This window comes from Gilliamella sp. wkB292 (assembly GCF_001690235.1).
Taxonomy (GTDB): Bacteria; Pseudomonadota; Gammaproteobacteria; order Enterobacterales; family Orbaceae; genus Gilliamella; species Gilliamella apicola_F.
Genome location: NZ_LZGO01000024.1, coordinates 1 through 16,146, shown reverse-complemented (window position 1 = coordinate 16,146; position 16,146 = coordinate 1). Strand labels below are relative to the sequence as shown.

The 16,146-nt window shown below is 37.8% G+C and carries 8 protein-coding genes and 1 pseudogene; 5 read left to right on the top strand and 4 right to left on the bottom strand.

Annotated features, from left to right (window positions below):
* Positions 1-1,302: 1,302 nt before the first annotated feature.
* Positions 1,303-3,228 (bottom strand): ABC transporter ATP-binding protein, encoded by a 1,926-nt coding sequence (locus A9G09_RS02050; RefSeq protein ID WP_065633260.1) that lies wholly within the window; start codon positions 3,226-3,228, stop codon positions 1,303-1,305.
* Between the two features lie 90 nt (positions 3,229-3,318).
* On the opposite strand from A9G09_RS02050, the pseudogene A9G09_RS12680 reads away from it, so the two are divergent.
* Positions 3,319-3,411 (top strand): annotated as a pseudogene (locus tag A9G09_RS12680) (sugar diacid recognition domain-containing protein); the annotation flags it as partial.
* Between the two features lie 68 nt (positions 3,412-3,479).
* On the opposite strand, the gene A9G09_RS02045 reads toward A9G09_RS12680, so the two are convergent.
* Entirely contained in the window at positions 3,480-5,486 is a 2,007-nt protein-coding gene (locus A9G09_RS02045) for an OPT family oligopeptide transporter (protein ID WP_065633259.1), read from the bottom strand.
* 235 nt (positions 5,487-5,721) lie between these two features.
* On the opposite strand from A9G09_RS02045, the gene mazG reads away from it, so the two are divergent.
* The 3 genes from mazG (at position 5,722) to A9G09_RS02030 (ending at position 7,751) form a co-directional block, all read left to right on the top strand.
* Positions 5,722-6,528, top strand: coding sequence for a nucleoside triphosphate pyrophosphohydrolase (mazG, locus tag A9G09_RS02040; protein ID WP_065633258.1), 807 nt, complete (start codon positions 5,722-5,724; stop codon positions 6,526-6,528).
* The gene (locus tag A9G09_RS02035; protein ID WP_065633257.1) at positions 6,521-6,961 is read left to right on the top strand and encodes a hypothetical protein; all 441 of its coding nucleotides are present in this window, start codon (positions 6,521-6,523) and stop codon (positions 6,959-6,961) included. The genes mazG and A9G09_RS02035 overlap by 8 nt, the downstream gene beginning before the upstream one ends.
* Positions 6,962-7,058: 97 nt before the next feature.
* Positions 7,059-7,751, top strand: a complete 693-nt coding sequence (locus A9G09_RS02030; RefSeq protein ID WP_065633256.1) for a glutathione S-transferase — start codon at positions 7,059-7,061, stop codon at positions 7,749-7,751.
* 78 nt (positions 7,752-7,829) lie between these two features.
* On the opposite strand, the gene A9G09_RS02025 is transcribed toward A9G09_RS02030, so the two are convergent.
* Together A9G09_RS02025 and gltB are read right to left on the bottom strand one after the other, a co-directional pair.
* Positions 7,830-9,242, bottom strand: coding sequence for an FAD-dependent oxidoreductase (locus A9G09_RS02025; protein ID WP_065633255.1), 1,413 nt, complete (start codon positions 9,240-9,242; stop codon positions 7,830-7,832).
* A gap of 13 nt (positions 9,243-9,255) precedes the next feature.
* Positions 9,256-13,713 carry a glutamate synthase large subunit gene (gltB, locus tag A9G09_RS02020; protein ID WP_065633254.1) on the bottom strand — a complete coding sequence of 1,486 codons (4,458 nt, stop codon included), beginning with the start codon at positions 13,711-13,713 and terminating at the stop codon, positions 9,256-9,258.
* Positions 13,714-14,388: 675 nt separating this feature from the next.
* Between gltB and A9G09_RS02015 the strand changes: the two genes are divergently transcribed.
* Positions 14,389-16,146: type VI secretion system Vgr family protein (locus A9G09_RS02015; protein ID WP_065634047.1), on the top strand; the 1,758-nt coding region annotated here is incomplete at its 3' end.

Sequence of the window (16,146 nt, the reverse complement as noted above, 5' to 3'; positions counted from 1 at the left end):
TTTCTTCTTGCTACTCTCCTCATTAAGTATCTTCGCTTAAAAGTATTTTTATAGCTCATAATGGTGTAATTAACTTTATGTTTTAAATCAAATCTTTCATTTTGATGCTATTTATACATTATTTTGTATGATATTTACAGTAACAAACTTATGGTTTTGTTATTCCCGTATGGGCTATGCAATAATATTTTTTGGTTTGAAATGATGATGATACATAAGTTTGCTGGCTTTTAGGGAATGGAAGGTGATTGCTTTGTCATTGGAACAATGATAATAATTACCCTATTAGTATGTGCTTTATACTCAGCTCTGGCTATATTTTTGACGATGTTTACGAAAAGAGAAAATTGATACGGCTGCAATTTATTGATATTTTGTCAAAGATCTATTTATTCGAGTTATTTTTAACGCAATTTTATTAGGTGTTGCTGTTGGAGTTAATGCAACATTTGGGGATAATCTATGCACCGCATAGCGCTAGAATATGCTAAGCATATAATGGTTATAGGTCGAATTTTTTATTATCAATTATAATTCTGACTGTTGTTGTTAGACTTGGTGTTACGTTGATGAAGGGAATGTTCTGGTTATGTTACCGAATTTACAACCAACTATTTAGGTTTATCAAAAACTAATTTTATCGATGTGCAAAGAATTTCCCTGAGCATTATAATAATGGTTATATTTCGATTTTTGGTTATAAGCTAAAATGCCAAGATTAAATCAAATTTAAATCAACACGCTGTATTGTTGGCATTAGACTAGAAACTATTGAGCTGATAACCCAAAAAGCTGAAGATTGCCAAAAATATCGTGTCGAAAATGTAGCGTATATGCGGACTCAGTACAAGATTTCAGTTAACTGGTATGATCAAATCTTACTTTTATACGTTAATTTCATTTAATTTAAAGCCAAAATACGGCGATGAATTTTATCTAAAAATTCATCCCGACGGGATATTGGTATTAGATGAATAAATTATCTTTACAAATTCAATAAATTACTCTTAGCGATAAAATTTAGTTTGTTTAACTCTTTCTATTTTTTACTAAGGTTAAAGTATAAGACCTCTTTTCATAAGGCGATCTTATCTGATCTTTTACATCATTTGTATTTGCATTGGTTGCTTTAGTAAACAGCAACCAAGCAAGGATATATTTGTGTGTGATGTTGCTCATTAAATATTTTTTTAAAAATATTTAAAATTAGCCATTTACAAAAAAATTCGTTTTAACTTGGTTCTTTATTAAAGATTATTATGCTATAGGTTAATTAGCAAAAATAAACCTGGCAAAACAATATTAATCTTCATAATTAAAATCTTCTAGTTGCTGCTGTAAATCTAACCATTTCATTTCTGATTCTTCTTGATCACCTTTAAGTTGGCTCTGTTTCAGTAATAATTCCGTTAATTGTGATTTATTTTCTGTTTCGTAAATAGTTGGATCAGCTAATTGTTCTTCAATTGCTTTTAATTGTTTTGTCAGTTGTTCAAGAACTTGCTCTTCTTTTTGCAACAATTTTTTAATTGGCTGCATTTGCGCTCTTAATTCCGCTTCACGGCGTTTTTGTTCTTTGCGCTCTTGCGAGGAGATATTTTGGACACTATCTTTTTTAGCCGCATCTTGATCGGGTTCAGGTTGATTTTCAGCTTTCTGTTCTTCAGCAAGCCATTTTTGGTAGTCATCAAGATCGCCATTAAATGGTTCGACTTTATGATTGTGGACTAAATAAAACTCATCAGTTGTTGAACGTAATAGATGACGATCATGTGATACAACAACTAAAGCTCCTTCAAAATCAATAAGCGCCTCGGTTAATGCCTGACGCATATCTAAATCTAAATGGTTAGTTGGTTCATCAAGTAACAGTAAATTGGGTTTTTGCCAAACAATTAGTGCTAACACTAATCGTGCTTTTTCACCGCCTGAAAATGTTTTTACAGGCTCATTGACTTTATCACCATGAAAATCAAAACCACCTAAATAGTTACGCAGTTCTTGTTCTGTTATTTTAGGATCAGCAAGTTTGGTTAGATGCCAAAGTGGCGATTCATCACCTCGCAAATACTCTAACTGATGCTGAGCAAAATAGCCTAATTGAACACCTTTGGCTAAATTAATATGGCCTTCTTTAGGTTGTAGTTCGCCCGCTAATAATTTAATTAAGGTCGACTTACCCGCTCCATTGCGTCCTAATAAACCAATTCTTGAGCCTGGCACAAGATTCAATTTAATTTTTTCAAGGACAATTTTATCTCCATAGCCGGCAACTACTTTATCCATCATCAATAATGGACTCGGTAAAAATTCAGCAGGTTTAAAATTAAAATGGAAAGGATTATCCACATGCGCTGGCGCTATCAGTTCCATTTTTTCTAGCATTTTAATTCGACTTTGCGCTTGTTTCGCTTTGGTTGCTTTAGCTCTAAAACGGTCGATGTAACTTTGCAAATGAGCGACTTTAAGTTGTTGGCTTTCGTATAATGATTGTTGTTGAGCCAATTTTGCTGAGCGCTGTGTTTCAAATGATGAATAATTGCCTGTGTATTCAAATAATTTCTTTTGTTCGATATGAATAATTTTATTCACTAAAGGATCTAAAAAATCTCGGTCATGTGAGATTAAAATTAGTGTACCTTGGTAATTACTTAACCACTTTTCAAGCCAAATTACAGCATCTAAATCAAGGTGGTTGGTCGGTTCGTCTAGAAGCAGTAAATCAGAACGACACATTAACGCTTGCGCCAAATTTAGTCGCATTCGCCAACCGCCTGAATAGGATTTAACCGGCAACAGAAGTTGTTCGTTAGAAAATCCTAAACCATGTAATAGTGTTGCAGCTCTTGCCTGTATTGACCAAGCATCAATGGTATCGAGTTTTTCATGAATAATTGCAATTTGTTCACCATTATTTTCTTGATTAGCAATGGCTAATTTCTGTTCTAATTGGCGATACTCTCGATCCCCATCAATAGCATACTCAATAGCAGGCACATCTAAAGCGGGTGTTTCTTGATTAACCCAAGCTAGTTGCCATTGTGCAGGAATGCTCAAGCTACCACCATCTGCTTGAATTTCACCTTTGATTAGCGAAAATAAGGTGGATTTTCCACAACCATTTTTACCAACTAATCCCACTTTTTGTTTAGGATTAATAGTGGCTGAAGCATTATCTAATAGGAGATTTACACCTCGGCGAATTTGGATAGAATCAAAAACAATCATGATATTGCGATCTATTATTCAAAATAAAATGAGCTATCCTAGCAAAAATTGAAGTTCAAGTAAAATCAAAATAGGATGACCAAGATGGCAATGAGTCCTTATAATCTAACGGCTAAAATTGCACAACAACTTGTTGATAGAACCATGAAAATCATTGATTGTAATATTAATATGATGGATGCGTAGGTAAGGTTTTCAGATAAATGAAAGCCCTTTATGATTGCTAAAGGGCTTAACGTTGTTTAGTTCTATTATGATTGTTTGATTGCTGTTAATGATCGACGAATAAAGTACAAACAGATCGCCACAAATACCGCTAATCCCAAATATTGTGGTAATGTACCTAAGTCAGCTGATATAGCCAATGGTGTATCACTACCGCCACTGGCAATACTGATAACAATCACTATAGCTAATAACACACCAACTAAACTTTCACCTACAATTAATCCCGAAGCAATTAACGCCGCTTTACTATCAACTTTTTTATATTGTGCTTCAGGATCTAAATTTTGTTTTTTTGCTTTAGCATAAGCGCCACGCTTAATTAACCACGATAGTATGGTGCCCACGAAGATTGGCATAGTAATGGTCGGCGGTAAATAGATACCCAAACCAACCGCTAATGCAGGTAAACGGAAGCGACATTTTGATTTTGCTAAAATTAAATCAATGATGATAATCATTGTACCGACCGCCAAGCCGATTAAAATCATGGTCCAATCAAGTTGATGAGAGAATATCCCTTTGGCAATAGTTGTTATTAAGGTTGCTTGCGGTGCAGCTAACACTTGTGAATGATCCATATCTGCTCGTGGTAATGCCCCGGTAAAACCATATGCGTTATAGAGAATCTCAAGAATAGGTGCGATAACAATAGCACCAACCACACAACCAATGAGTAAAGCAACCTGTTGTTTCCAAGGGGTTGCTTTAACAAGATAGCCTGTTTTAAGATCTTGTAAATTATCATTAGAAATACAAGCAACTGCTAAAACTGAACTGGTAGTAAATAGCGCTAAAGCAGTCGCAAAATTGGATCCTTCAACGGATGCTAACATACCATTGGCTTCACCTAAACCTAATAAGATGAGCGAAATTACAATAGCTGCGACAATGGCAATGCCTGATATTGGACTTGCGGATGAGCCAACTAGTCCAGCCATGTAACCACAAGCGGCAGCAACTAAAAAGCCCATAATAAAAGCAAATAGAACTGCACAAAATACTAATGCCCATGCAACGCCTGTTGATAACCCACTGCCAGAAATAAATGAATAAAAAGTCACGATTAAGATAATTAGCATCCCACCCATTATCAAAAAGATTGATTTAGGCGAGAGATCGCGATCTGTTTCGGCGATATCATTCGCTGAAACATCAGAACGTAAAGTGCTGAATGATATTTTTAAACCTTCAATAACTGGTTTGATTAATGTTAATAATGTCCATATTGCAGCAATTGCAATAGTACCAGCACCAATGTAGCGAATGTCTTTTGCCCAAAGTCCCATAGCAATTTTAGATAAAGGCTCATTAGTATCATAATCGGTTATAAGACTTAAAATAGGAATACCAAATCCCCAACCAATAATTGTCCCAACTAACACAGCAATACCCGAAATAATACCAATTAAATAACCTGCGCTAAGTAAAGCTAATGAAAAACCCATTGGTAATTGAAAGATTGATTTACCACCGGTAAACCAATAAGAGATACTTTCAGATAGTAATCGAAAACCATTAGTACAAACACTGACTACAGAAGCGATGACGCCACCGACTAAAATATCTTTTAGGCCTTCATTGGTATCGTTATCCCCTGATTTTGAGCCAGCTTTTAAAATTTCAGCAGCAGCGATCCCTTCGGGGTAAGGTAGTGTGCTTTTTACTACCATAACATGACGCAATGGGATTGAAAATAATACGCCCAACATTCCTCCAGCAGCACATATGGCAAAGGTTTGTAAAAACGGAAAACCTTGCCAGTAACCAATCATTAATAATCCCGGTAACACAAAGATAATTGAAGACAAAGTACCCGCTGCTGATGCTTGGGTTTGCACCATATTATTTTCTAAAATGGTTGAGCCAGAAAAAAGCCTCAATATTGCCATAGAAATAACGGCTGCCGGAATAGCAGAAGAAAATGTTAATCCAACTTTTAAACCTAAATAGACATTAGATGCAGTAAAAATAATCGTTATAAAGGCACCTAGAATAGTGCCTCTTAATGTAAGTTCACGTAAGTTATTCATTTTTATTAATGTAATTGATTTAGCATACCGACATTATATACTGAAATTCACTTTATTTGTTGTTTATCTTTTTTTGTTTGTCTTATTTGGATTTTTTTGCTTGTTAAATTTTTTTAGTGTAATTGTGCTTGAATTTATTATGAATAATTTGAGTAGTAATAGGTTAGTAATATTAAAAAAATAACTGTTTTATTGTGAATATATTACAATATGCGCTTAGGTCAATTTAATTGAGATATCTACCGTGAATGGATTAAAGCGTCTACAAGCTATTACAAAGCAACTTCGTGATCCGATTAATGGTTGTGAATGGGATCGCGTACAAACTTTTACCTCATTAAAGCCTTATACTTTAGAAGAAACTTATGAAGTTTTAGAGGCTATCGATCAACAAGATATGCAAGAACTGAAAAATGAATTAGGCGATCTGTTATTTCAAATTGTTTTTTATGCTGATTTGGCTGACGAGCAAAAGGCGTTTAATTTTGATGATATTTGCAATGCGGTTGCTGATAAATTAGTTCGTCGTCATCCACATATCTTTTCAGATAATCCTGCTGCAAAACTCAATTGGGAGCAGCTCAAACAACAAGAGCGTAATGAGCGAGCGCAGTTCTCGATACTCGATGATATTCCTAATTCTCTTCCTGCTTTGATGAGAGCTGAGAAAATCCAAAAACGCTGTGCATCTGTTGGTTTTGATTGGTTAGCGTTGCAGCCTGTCTTAGATAAAGTAAAAGAAGAGCTAATTGAAGTCGAGCAAGAGCTAAATAAATCAACACTTGAACAAGACAAAATTGAAGAAGAATTAGGCGATTTGATTTTTGCAACGGTTAATTTAGCACGTCATTTGAAAGTTAAATCGGAACTTTGCGCGCAAAAAGCAAATAACAAGTTTGTTCGTCGATTTAAACAAGTGGAATCGCTATTAAAACAAAAAAATCTGGCTTTAGTTGATGCAACACTTGAACAAATGGAAGACGCGTGGCAAAGTGTTAAGCAATTAGAAAAATCAAATAGCGAAGTAAATAAAAATGACTGAACAAAAAAACGAACTGTATCAAGAAATAGAAGCGTGGGCACAAAATGCGATATTACATAGTCCAACATGGAGCATTAATCAGCTTGATTACTCTGAAAAGAGCATCACTGTTGTTGAAATGATTATCAGCGAAATTGCCGAAAAAAACTTTAGTATTCCTGAAGAACAATTAAATATGATTGCTCAAGAGTATGGATGTTACCTACTACTCACCGCACATAAAATATATGGTGGCGAGTTTTATTATAATGAAGAGTTCGAACAACCTATGCTGATTTGCTGTGAACCCGATGCAATGATTGTGCTAATGACCTGGAATAAAGTGAAAGGGCGTTTATTGGGTGATAAAACTGATCATATTGCTTATTTCCTTGATGAATTTGGTAAAGCGACCTTCCAACCTGAAAAAGGCACACATGTGGTTTACTTATAACTTCGTAGAAAGTGAGATAAGGTTGTTGATGTAAAGATTAAGTGAGATTAGCACTTAACACTTTTTAAAGTTAATATTTATTGTAGGGTGGTTGGAAATGTATTACACACTTTATATCGGCAATAAAAACTACTCTACATGGTCTATGCGGCCTTGGGTGGTGATGAAATATTTTGATATTCCCTTTGCTGAAAAATTGGTTAAATTTGATAGTTTTGATGAAGATTCCCTATTTAAAACTACGATATCATCCATTTCAAAATTTGGAACTGTTCCGATACTTGTTGATAACGATCTTGTTATTACCGATTCTTTAGCGATTTGTGAATACTTAGCTGAACAGCATCGCAATTTAGCGCTATGGCCGACAGATATAAAACGTAGAGCAATGGCTCGTAGCTTAGTTGCAAAAATGCATTCGGGATTTCAAGCGATTCGAAATTATTTACCCATGAATATCGAGGCTGAATTGCCAGAAGTTGGGCAGATAATTTTACGTGATCACCCCGAAGTCAAAAAAGAGCTCTTGTTCTTAGATGATTTATTAACGTCTTTTTTATCTTCTAACAAATCAAATGATCACTATTTATTTGGTGATTTTAGTATAGCTGATGGATTTTATGCACCTTTATGCTTAAGATTAAAAAATTATCATATTCAGACAAGCTCAACTTTAGCTAATTACATTGAAACGATTTGTCATACTAAAGGTATTCAAGCGTGGATAAATGAGGCGTTAAAAGAACACAGCTTTGTCACGATGGATGAACCTTATCGATTACACCGATAATTAAAGATTTTGCTAAAAATAACCCCACTTAACATTGCGTAAGTGGGGTTAATTTTTGGATTTAATCTAAAAACGCAATCACACTTCTAAATAATCTAAAATTCCTTCTGCTGCTTTACGTCCTTCGCTAATGGCGGTGACGACTAAGTCAGAGCCTCGTACTGCATCGCCGCCGGCAAAGATTTTTGCATTAGTCGTTTGATACCCTTTAACCTCTGGGGCAATAATGCGACCTTGCTTATCTAAATCAACTCCATGTTCTGTAAGCCAAGGCATTGAGTGCGGCTTAAAACCAAATGCCATTACCACTGCATCGGCAGGTAAAATAAATTCAGACCCTTCAATAATAACTGGTGAGCGGCGGCCTTTAGCATCTGGCTCACCTAATTCAGTCCTGACCATTTTCACGCCGGTAACGTGCCCAGTATTATTAATTTCTATACTTAATGGCTGTACATTAAATTGAAATTGTACTCCTTCCTCTTTGGCGTTTTTGACTTCGCGTTTAGAACCGGGCATATTGGCTTCATCACGACGATAGGCACAAGTCACGTCAGTTGCACCTTGGCGAATTGAAGTGCGGACACAGTCCATCGCTGTATCACCCCCACCTAATACAACTACACGTTTATTTTTCATGTCGATGTATGGGGTATCTTTGGTTTGTTCATGATGCATTATGTGCTTAGTATTGGCGATCAAAAATGGTAACGCATCATAAACGCCGTTAGCATCTTCATTTTCGAGTCCTGCGCGCATTGATTGATAGGTACCTGTTCCAATAAAAACAGCATCGAACTCATTGAGTAACTCAGATAATTGAACTGTTTTTCCTACTTCGGTATTTAGACGAAACTCAACTCCCATCTCGGTAAAAATTTTACGACGGTTGATTAATACTTCCTTATCCAATTTAAATGCAGGAATACCAAAGGTTAATAGCCCACCAATTTCAGGGTGACGATCAAAAACTACCGGTGTTACACCATTACGTACTAAAACATCAGCGCAAGCAAGTCCTGCAGGACCCGCACCAATAATGGCGACTTTTAATCCCGTTTTTTCAACATTAGTTAAGTTAGGTTTCCATCCCATTTTAAAGGCTTCATCGGTAATATAGCGTTCAATATTACCGATAGTAACAGCGCCAAACTCTGCGTTTAAGGTGCATGATCCTTCACAAAGTCGATCTTGAGGGCAAACACGGCCACAAACTTCCGGTAAACTATTAGTTTGGTGAGAGAGTTCAACTGCCTCTAAAATTTTACCTTCGTTAACTAATTTTAGCCAATTCGGAATATAGTTATGCACAGGGCAACGCCATTCACAATAGGGGTTACCACAAGCCAAACAGCGATCGGCTTGGGCTTGAGATTGCGCAGGGGAAAATCCTTCGTAAATTTCAACAAATTCTATTTTACGAATATTCAACGGTTTTTTTGGCGGATCGACACGTTGTAAATCGATAAACTGATAAACATTTTGACTCATTTTCGTGCTCTCCTTACTGTGCTTGAACGCGTAGTTCTGCTGATGAACGACTACGATGACCAAGCAGCGCTTTTACATCGCTCGATTTAGGTTTAACTAAAACAAATTGTTTAGCAAAATCCTGCCAATTAGCTAAAATTTCTTCAGCGCGTGATGAGTGAGTAAGTTGAGCATGCTCCATGATTAATCCTCGTAAGTGCTCTTCATGTATTGAATAATCAGCAACATTTAGCATTTCGACTAACTCTTTATTGATACGTTTATGAAAATCGCCATCAGCATCTAAAATATAGGCAAATCCACCAGTCATACCGGCACCAAAGTTAACCCCTGTTTTACCAAGTACGCATACAATACCGCCTGTCATATATTCACAGCCATTATCACCAATGCCTTCAACAACACTAATAGCACCAGAATTACGTACGGCAAAACGTTCACCGGCACGACCTGCGGCAAATAATTTACCGCCAGTTGCACCATATAAACAGGTATTACCGGCAATGGTTGCTTCATGGCTTAAAAATGCCGAACCTTGTGGGGGGCGAATGACTATACGTCCGCCAGCCATGCCTTTACCAACATAGTCATTAGCATCACCTGTAAGGGTTAAATCCACACCACCGGCATTCCATACACCAAAACTTTGACCGGCTGTACCATTAAAGTTAAGGTTGATAGGATCGGTCACTAAACCTTGATCGCCATATTTTTTAGCAATATAGCCGGATAAACTTGCTCCAACTGAACGATCGGTATTTTGAATTTCAAAATAGAAACTTTTGCTTTGACGATTATCCACCGCTTCTTGTGCTTGGGTTATGATCGCTTTATTAAGTAGCCCTTTGTCAAAAGGTTTATTATCCTCAATACAATATACCGGTTTACCTTCAAGCGGTGTGGCTGTTTTAAGTAATCCTGATAAATCAAGTTTTTGTTGTTTAGCTGTTATGCCATCGAGTTCTAACAGCAAATCAGTACGACCAATTAAGTCGATGATGCGACTAACACCTAGTTCAGCCATAACTTCACGCGTATCACGAGCAATAAAGCGGAAATAATTCATCGCTTTTTCTGGTAATCCATGATAGTGCTCACTTCGTAATTTCTCATCTTGAGTAGCAACGCCGGTTGCACAATTATTAAGATGGCAAATACGTAAATATTTACAGCCTAAGGCAACCATTGGCCCCGTTCCAAAGCCAAAACTTTCCGCCCCTAAAATAGCGGCTTTTACAATATCAACACCAGTTTTAAGGCCGCCGTCAACTTGTAGGCGTATTTTGTGACGTAAACCATTGGCAACAAGCGATTGTTGCGTTTCAACCAGACCTAATTCCCATGGCGAGCCGGCATATTTCACAGATGTTAATGGACTGGCTCCGGTACCACCATCGTAACCCGAAATAGTGATTAAATCGGCATAAGCTTTAGCAACCCCTGTTGCAATTGTTCCAACACCCGGTTCCGAAACTAATTTAACCGAAATCATTGCAGTTGGATTGATCTGTTTCAGGTCAAAAATAAGTTGTGCCAAATCTTCAATTGAATAAATATCGTGGTGAGGAGGTGGTGAAATTAATGTTACCCCTGGCACAGAAAAACGTAATTTTGCAATATAAGGGGTGACTTTATCACCCGGTAATTGGCCGCCTTCACCCGGTTTTGCGCCTTGTGCCACTTTAATTTGAATCACATCCGCACTCATTAAATAACCAGGTGTAACGCCAAAGCGACCAGACGCCACTTGTTTGATGCGTGAAACTTTTATACTGTTATAACGAGCAGGATCTTCGCCGCCTTCCCCAGAGTTTGAAAAACCACCTAACGTATTCATTGCGGTTGCAAGAGATTCATGCGCTTCAGGACTTAACGCGCCAATTGACATCGCAGCGGAATCAAAACGTTTAAATAAAGCCTCTTCAGGTTCGACTTCATTAAGTGCAATAGCGCCACTTTCTGGTGGATTAAGTTTTAATAAATCACGCAATGTAGCAACTGGTCGATTATTGACGATATCGGCATAACGCTTATACTCTTCATAACTACCATTATTTACAGCTTTTTGTAATGACTGCACCACATCTGGATTATAAGCGTGGTATTCGCCACCATGAACAAATTTGAGTAATCCACCTTGTTCTAATGGTTTACGGCGTAACCACGCTTTTTTGGATAGGTTAAATTGGTCTTGAGCAAAATCATCAAAATTAGCACCACTAATTCGGCTTGTAACGCCTTGGAAACAAAGTTCTACCACATCCTTATGTAAGCCAACTGCTTCAAACAGTTTAGAGCAACGGTAAGAGGCGACTGTCGAAATGCCCATCTTGGACATGATTTTATATAAACCTTTATTAATCCCGTTACGATAATTAAGTATTGCTTCACGGTAGGTTTTATTAATCGTACCTTTATCGACCATTTGCGCTAAAGTTTCATACGCTAAATATGGATAGATTGCAGTTGCGCCAAAGCCTAGTAAGACAGCAAACTGATGTGGATCTCGACAGCTTGCTGTTTCAACAATAATATTGGCATCGCAACGTAAATTTTTCTCAACTAAACGTTGTTGCACAGCACCAACAGCCATTGGCGCAGGAATGGGTAGGCGATCGGCTGCAATATTTTTATCTGATAGAATCAGCAATACTGTGCCATTTTTTACTTTGGCTTCAGCATCACCACAAAGCTGTTCAATTGCATCACGTAAGCTACCATCAATTTCATAGGTAATATCAAGCGTTTCTGATTTATAGTATTTTGACTCTAACGTCGTTAACTGCTGAAAATCTGAATACACTAAAACTGGATATTTAAATGCCACACGATGCGCTTGTCCTTCCGCTTCGGCAAACACATTCATTTCACGGCCAATACTGGTAGAAAGTGACATAACGTGCGCTTCACGCAATGGATCGATTGGTGGATTGGTTACTTGCGCAAATTTTTGGCGGAAGTAATCATAAATTAAGCGTGGACGGCTTGATAATACCGCAAATGGCGTATCATCGCCCATCGAGCCTGTTGCTTCTTGACCATTTTCACCTAAAACGCGAATGCATTGATCAAGTTCTTCATTGCTATAACCAAATTGTTTTTGGTAAGTCGCCAGTAACGTATCATCATAATCACGAGAGCCGATATCATCATCAGGAAGATCTTCAACTGGAATCAGACGTTTTACATTCTTAGCCATCCACTCTTTGTATGGGTGACGTTTTTGTAAATCGTTATCAGTTTCAGACGATTGTAAAATTCGACCTTCTTCGGTATCAATCACCAGTAATTCGCCCGGACCGACGCGCCCTTTAGTTACCACTTCATCTGGTTGATAATCCCAAATACCAATTTCCGATGCGCAGGTGATGAGTTTGTCTGTGGTAATAACATAACGAGCAGGGCGTAGACCGTTACGATCTAAGTTACAAGCAGCATAACGACCATCCGACATAACAATGCCTGCTGGACCATCCCATGGTTCCATATGCATAGAGTTAAAATCAAAAAAGGCACGCAGATCTTCATTCATATCTGGATTGTTTTGCCATGCAGGTGGAACAAGTAAACGCATTGCACGTACTATATCCATCCCACCAACAAGGAATAATTCAAGCATATTATCAAGTGAACTTGAATCCGAACCCGTTACATTCACAAACGGTGCGGCATTTTGTAAGTCAGGTATAAGTGGCGTTTTAAATTTGTAAGATCGCGCTTTGGCCCATTGGCGATTGCCCTCAATAGTATTAATTTCACCATTGTGGGCTAAATGTCTAAATGGCTGGGCAAGTGGCCAACGCGGTACAGTATTGGTTGAAAAACGTTGATGGAATAAACAGATTGCTGTTTCCATACGAATATCTGCCAAATCTAAATAGAATCGAGGTAAATCTTTAGGCATGCAAAGGCCTTTATAGATATTGACCTGATTTGAAAAACTACAGACATAAAACGTATCATCTTGCACACGCTTTTCTATGCGACGCCTAACCATATATAAACGACGCTCTAAATCAATTTTTGTCCAACCCGCAGGCGCATTAACAAAGACTTGTTCAATTCTTGGTAGTGATGACAGGGCAATTTCACCTAACACACTTTTATCAATTGGCACTTCGCGCCAACCTAAAATTGATAAAGTTTCATCCGCTAACTCTTCTTCAACAATTTCACGACTAGCTTGAGCTTCGGCTTCATCTTGGCTTAAAAATAGCATGCCTACAGCATAATTTGTTGCTAAACGCCATCCGGCATCTTCAGCTACAAGCCTAAAAAATCGATCGGGTTTTTGCATTAAAAGCCCACAGCCATCGCCCGTTTTACCATCGGATAAAATGGCACCACGGTGCTGCATTCTTGCAAGTCCGTGAATTGCTGTACGCACCACCTTGTGACTTGGTTGCCCTTCAATATGGGCTATCAAACCAAATCCGCAGTTATCTTTTTCATGATGCTGGTTATATAACATATCATTGCCTCTAAATCATCGCTTTTATATTTTGTGAAAGTATAGGCATTAATCCCATAATGGCTAAGAAATTAAAGAAAAAAGGTATTTTGGTCAAATAAATATTACTTATAAGTCAATCTTTTAATAAGGTCTATCTGAGTTATTAATGAAGCTAATAATTGATTTGTAGCTTATTGATTATTAAGATAATAATTAAGTATATGGCTGTTATTTTCAAAAAAAATTATATAATTAATATCAATGATAATTGTTATTTTTGTAAATAAGTTTAACTAAATTAGAATGTTTAAGTATGAAATTATATGAGAATTTAATTCGTCTCGACAAAAGTGTTTGTAAAAAAACTTATCCAGCAGGATTAACTTATTTTTAACCAATTAGTTAATATTATTAAATTAGCTTAATATCGCTTATTGAATTAAAAATTCAATATAAACAAACAAAGTGATTGCAAATTACTCAAAAATAGGTATTTTGTAAGCTAATATAGTGTATTTTTAATGCTTATAACGTTTAAATTAATACAGATGTTTTAAATATTTAGCAAAATAATTATCTGATATTAATAAGAAAATAATGCTGAATAATTGTGAATTTAAAGAATGTTAATCATTTAACATATATTTAAATATAACTTTATTCATAAGATCTGAATCTGATAGAGAGGATTATATGGATATGGAAAAAGGACTAGCCACTCTTACTCAATATGGTAAAGGTGTGAGTAATGGGCTTAATGGCGCAATCAGCCATAATCGTTACACATTAACAATAGAAGCCTTAGGCTCAGCAATATCGGTATTAGATGTAAGCAGTGATGAAACCCTTAACCAGCCCTGGCATTATCGCATTTCCTTTACAAGTTCAGATAAACACCTCACACTTGACTCGGTTTTAAATCAAAAAGCCGCATTTATTTTTCACCCGGCGAATAATTTCGATATTGTCTCAAAGGTAACGCAAACGCTTAATACCTTAAGTGCTTTTGCTCCGCTTGAATCGTCGTTGACCGACCTGTTATCGTCAGGCGATTCACGCATTGTATACGGGGTGATTACTGAGTTTAGTCAGTTATCGGTCAATAAAGAGCAAGCGCATTATCAGGTGGTATTGTCCTCGGTGCTGGCAAAGCTGGCACTCAGTCATAACAGTGCTATTTTTCAGAATTTGAGTGTGGTGGGCGTTGTTGAAGAGGTGCTGCGTGGGCATGGTTTTACCGGCATTGACTACCGTTTAGAATTAAAAGACCGTTATCCGGTCCGGGAGCTTATCACCCAATGGCAGGAGAGTGACCTGACCTTTATTCAACGAATTTTAGCCGATGTGGGGATATGGTTTCGTTTTGAAACGCATGCTGAGCACAGTTGTGATGTTATGGTCTTAAGTGATTACGAACAAGGTTATCAGCAGGCAAAGGATATCGACTACAAACTACCGAGTGGCACTTTAGATGCGGGTGTTGACAGTGTGTGGGATATGGGTTTACACAGTCAGATGGTTGAAGCGTCAGTTCAGGTGCAGGATTATAATTACCGGGATGCAGGCAGCAATTTACAAACGGAAGTGAACAGTCAGCCGACAAACGGGACAACATATGGCACGAATTACCGTTATGAAGAGCACTATAAAGGATTGAATGATAATGGCACGGCTAATGCTGGTCGTGATAGCGATACAGCCAACCGTTTTGCGGCAGGAGAGCAAAATGGTAACCGCGAAGGTAATCAGGATAACAGCATTGAAAGTGGGACATGGTATGCGCGTATTCGTCATGAACAGGCAATCAGTAGTCAGGTAATCATCAGCGGTAAAAGTAACCGCTGTCAGCTGGTGCCGGGTCAACGTATTCGCATAACAGGTAACCCGTTAGCCGATACGCAAGAGGGGTTTATCATTATAAGTGTGGCTGGGCACGGTAACCGCACGGATGCTTATGAAGTGGCATTTACCGCCATCCCGTATCAGGTATTAAAACCCTACCGCCCTAAACCGATAGCATGGCCACAAATCAGTGGCACCTTACCGGCACGGGTGACCAGTCCGGATAATGACACCTATGGTTATATTGACACTCAGGGTCGATACCGGGTTAAGTTTAACTTTGACCTGAAAAGCTGGAACAGCGGTGAAGAGAGCTTATGGGTCAGACTGGCGAAACCGTATGCCGGTGGTAGTTATGGTTTTCACTTTCCGCTTATTGACGGTACGGAGGTGGCGATAGCCTTTACTAACGGTAACCCTGACCGCCCTTATATTGCTTATGCGATGCATGACAGTGCCCACCCTGACCATGTTGCAACGGCCAACAAACATCGCAATGTGATTCGCACGGCGACCAACAATAAACTGCGGATGGATGATAAACGCGGTCAGGAGCACATCAAGTTAGCCACTGAATACGGAAAAACCCAGCTTAATATTGGTCACTTA

Coding starts and splice junctions, on each gene's coding strand:
- A9G09_RS02045 (WP_065633259.1), bottom strand. CDS start 5,486: ATGAATAACTTACGTGAACTTACATTAAGAGGCACTATTCTAGGTGCC.
- A9G09_RS02035 (WP_065633257.1), top strand. CDS start 6,521: ATGACTGAACAAAAAAACGAACTGTATCAAGAAATAGAAGCGTGGGCA.
- A9G09_RS02025 (WP_065633255.1), bottom strand. CDS start 9,242: ATGAGTCAAAATGTTTATCAGTTTATCGATTTACAACGTGTCGATCCG.
- A9G09_RS02030 (WP_065633256.1), top strand. CDS start 7,059: ATGTATTACACACTTTATATCGGCAATAAAAACTACTCTACATGGTCT.
- A9G09_RS02050 (WP_065633260.1), bottom strand. CDS start 3,228: ATGATTGTTTTTGATTCTATCCAAATTCGCCGAGGTGTAAATCTCCTA.
- gltB (WP_065633254.1), bottom strand. CDS start 13,713: ATGTTATATAACCAGCATCATGAAAAAGATAACTGCGGATTTGGTTTG.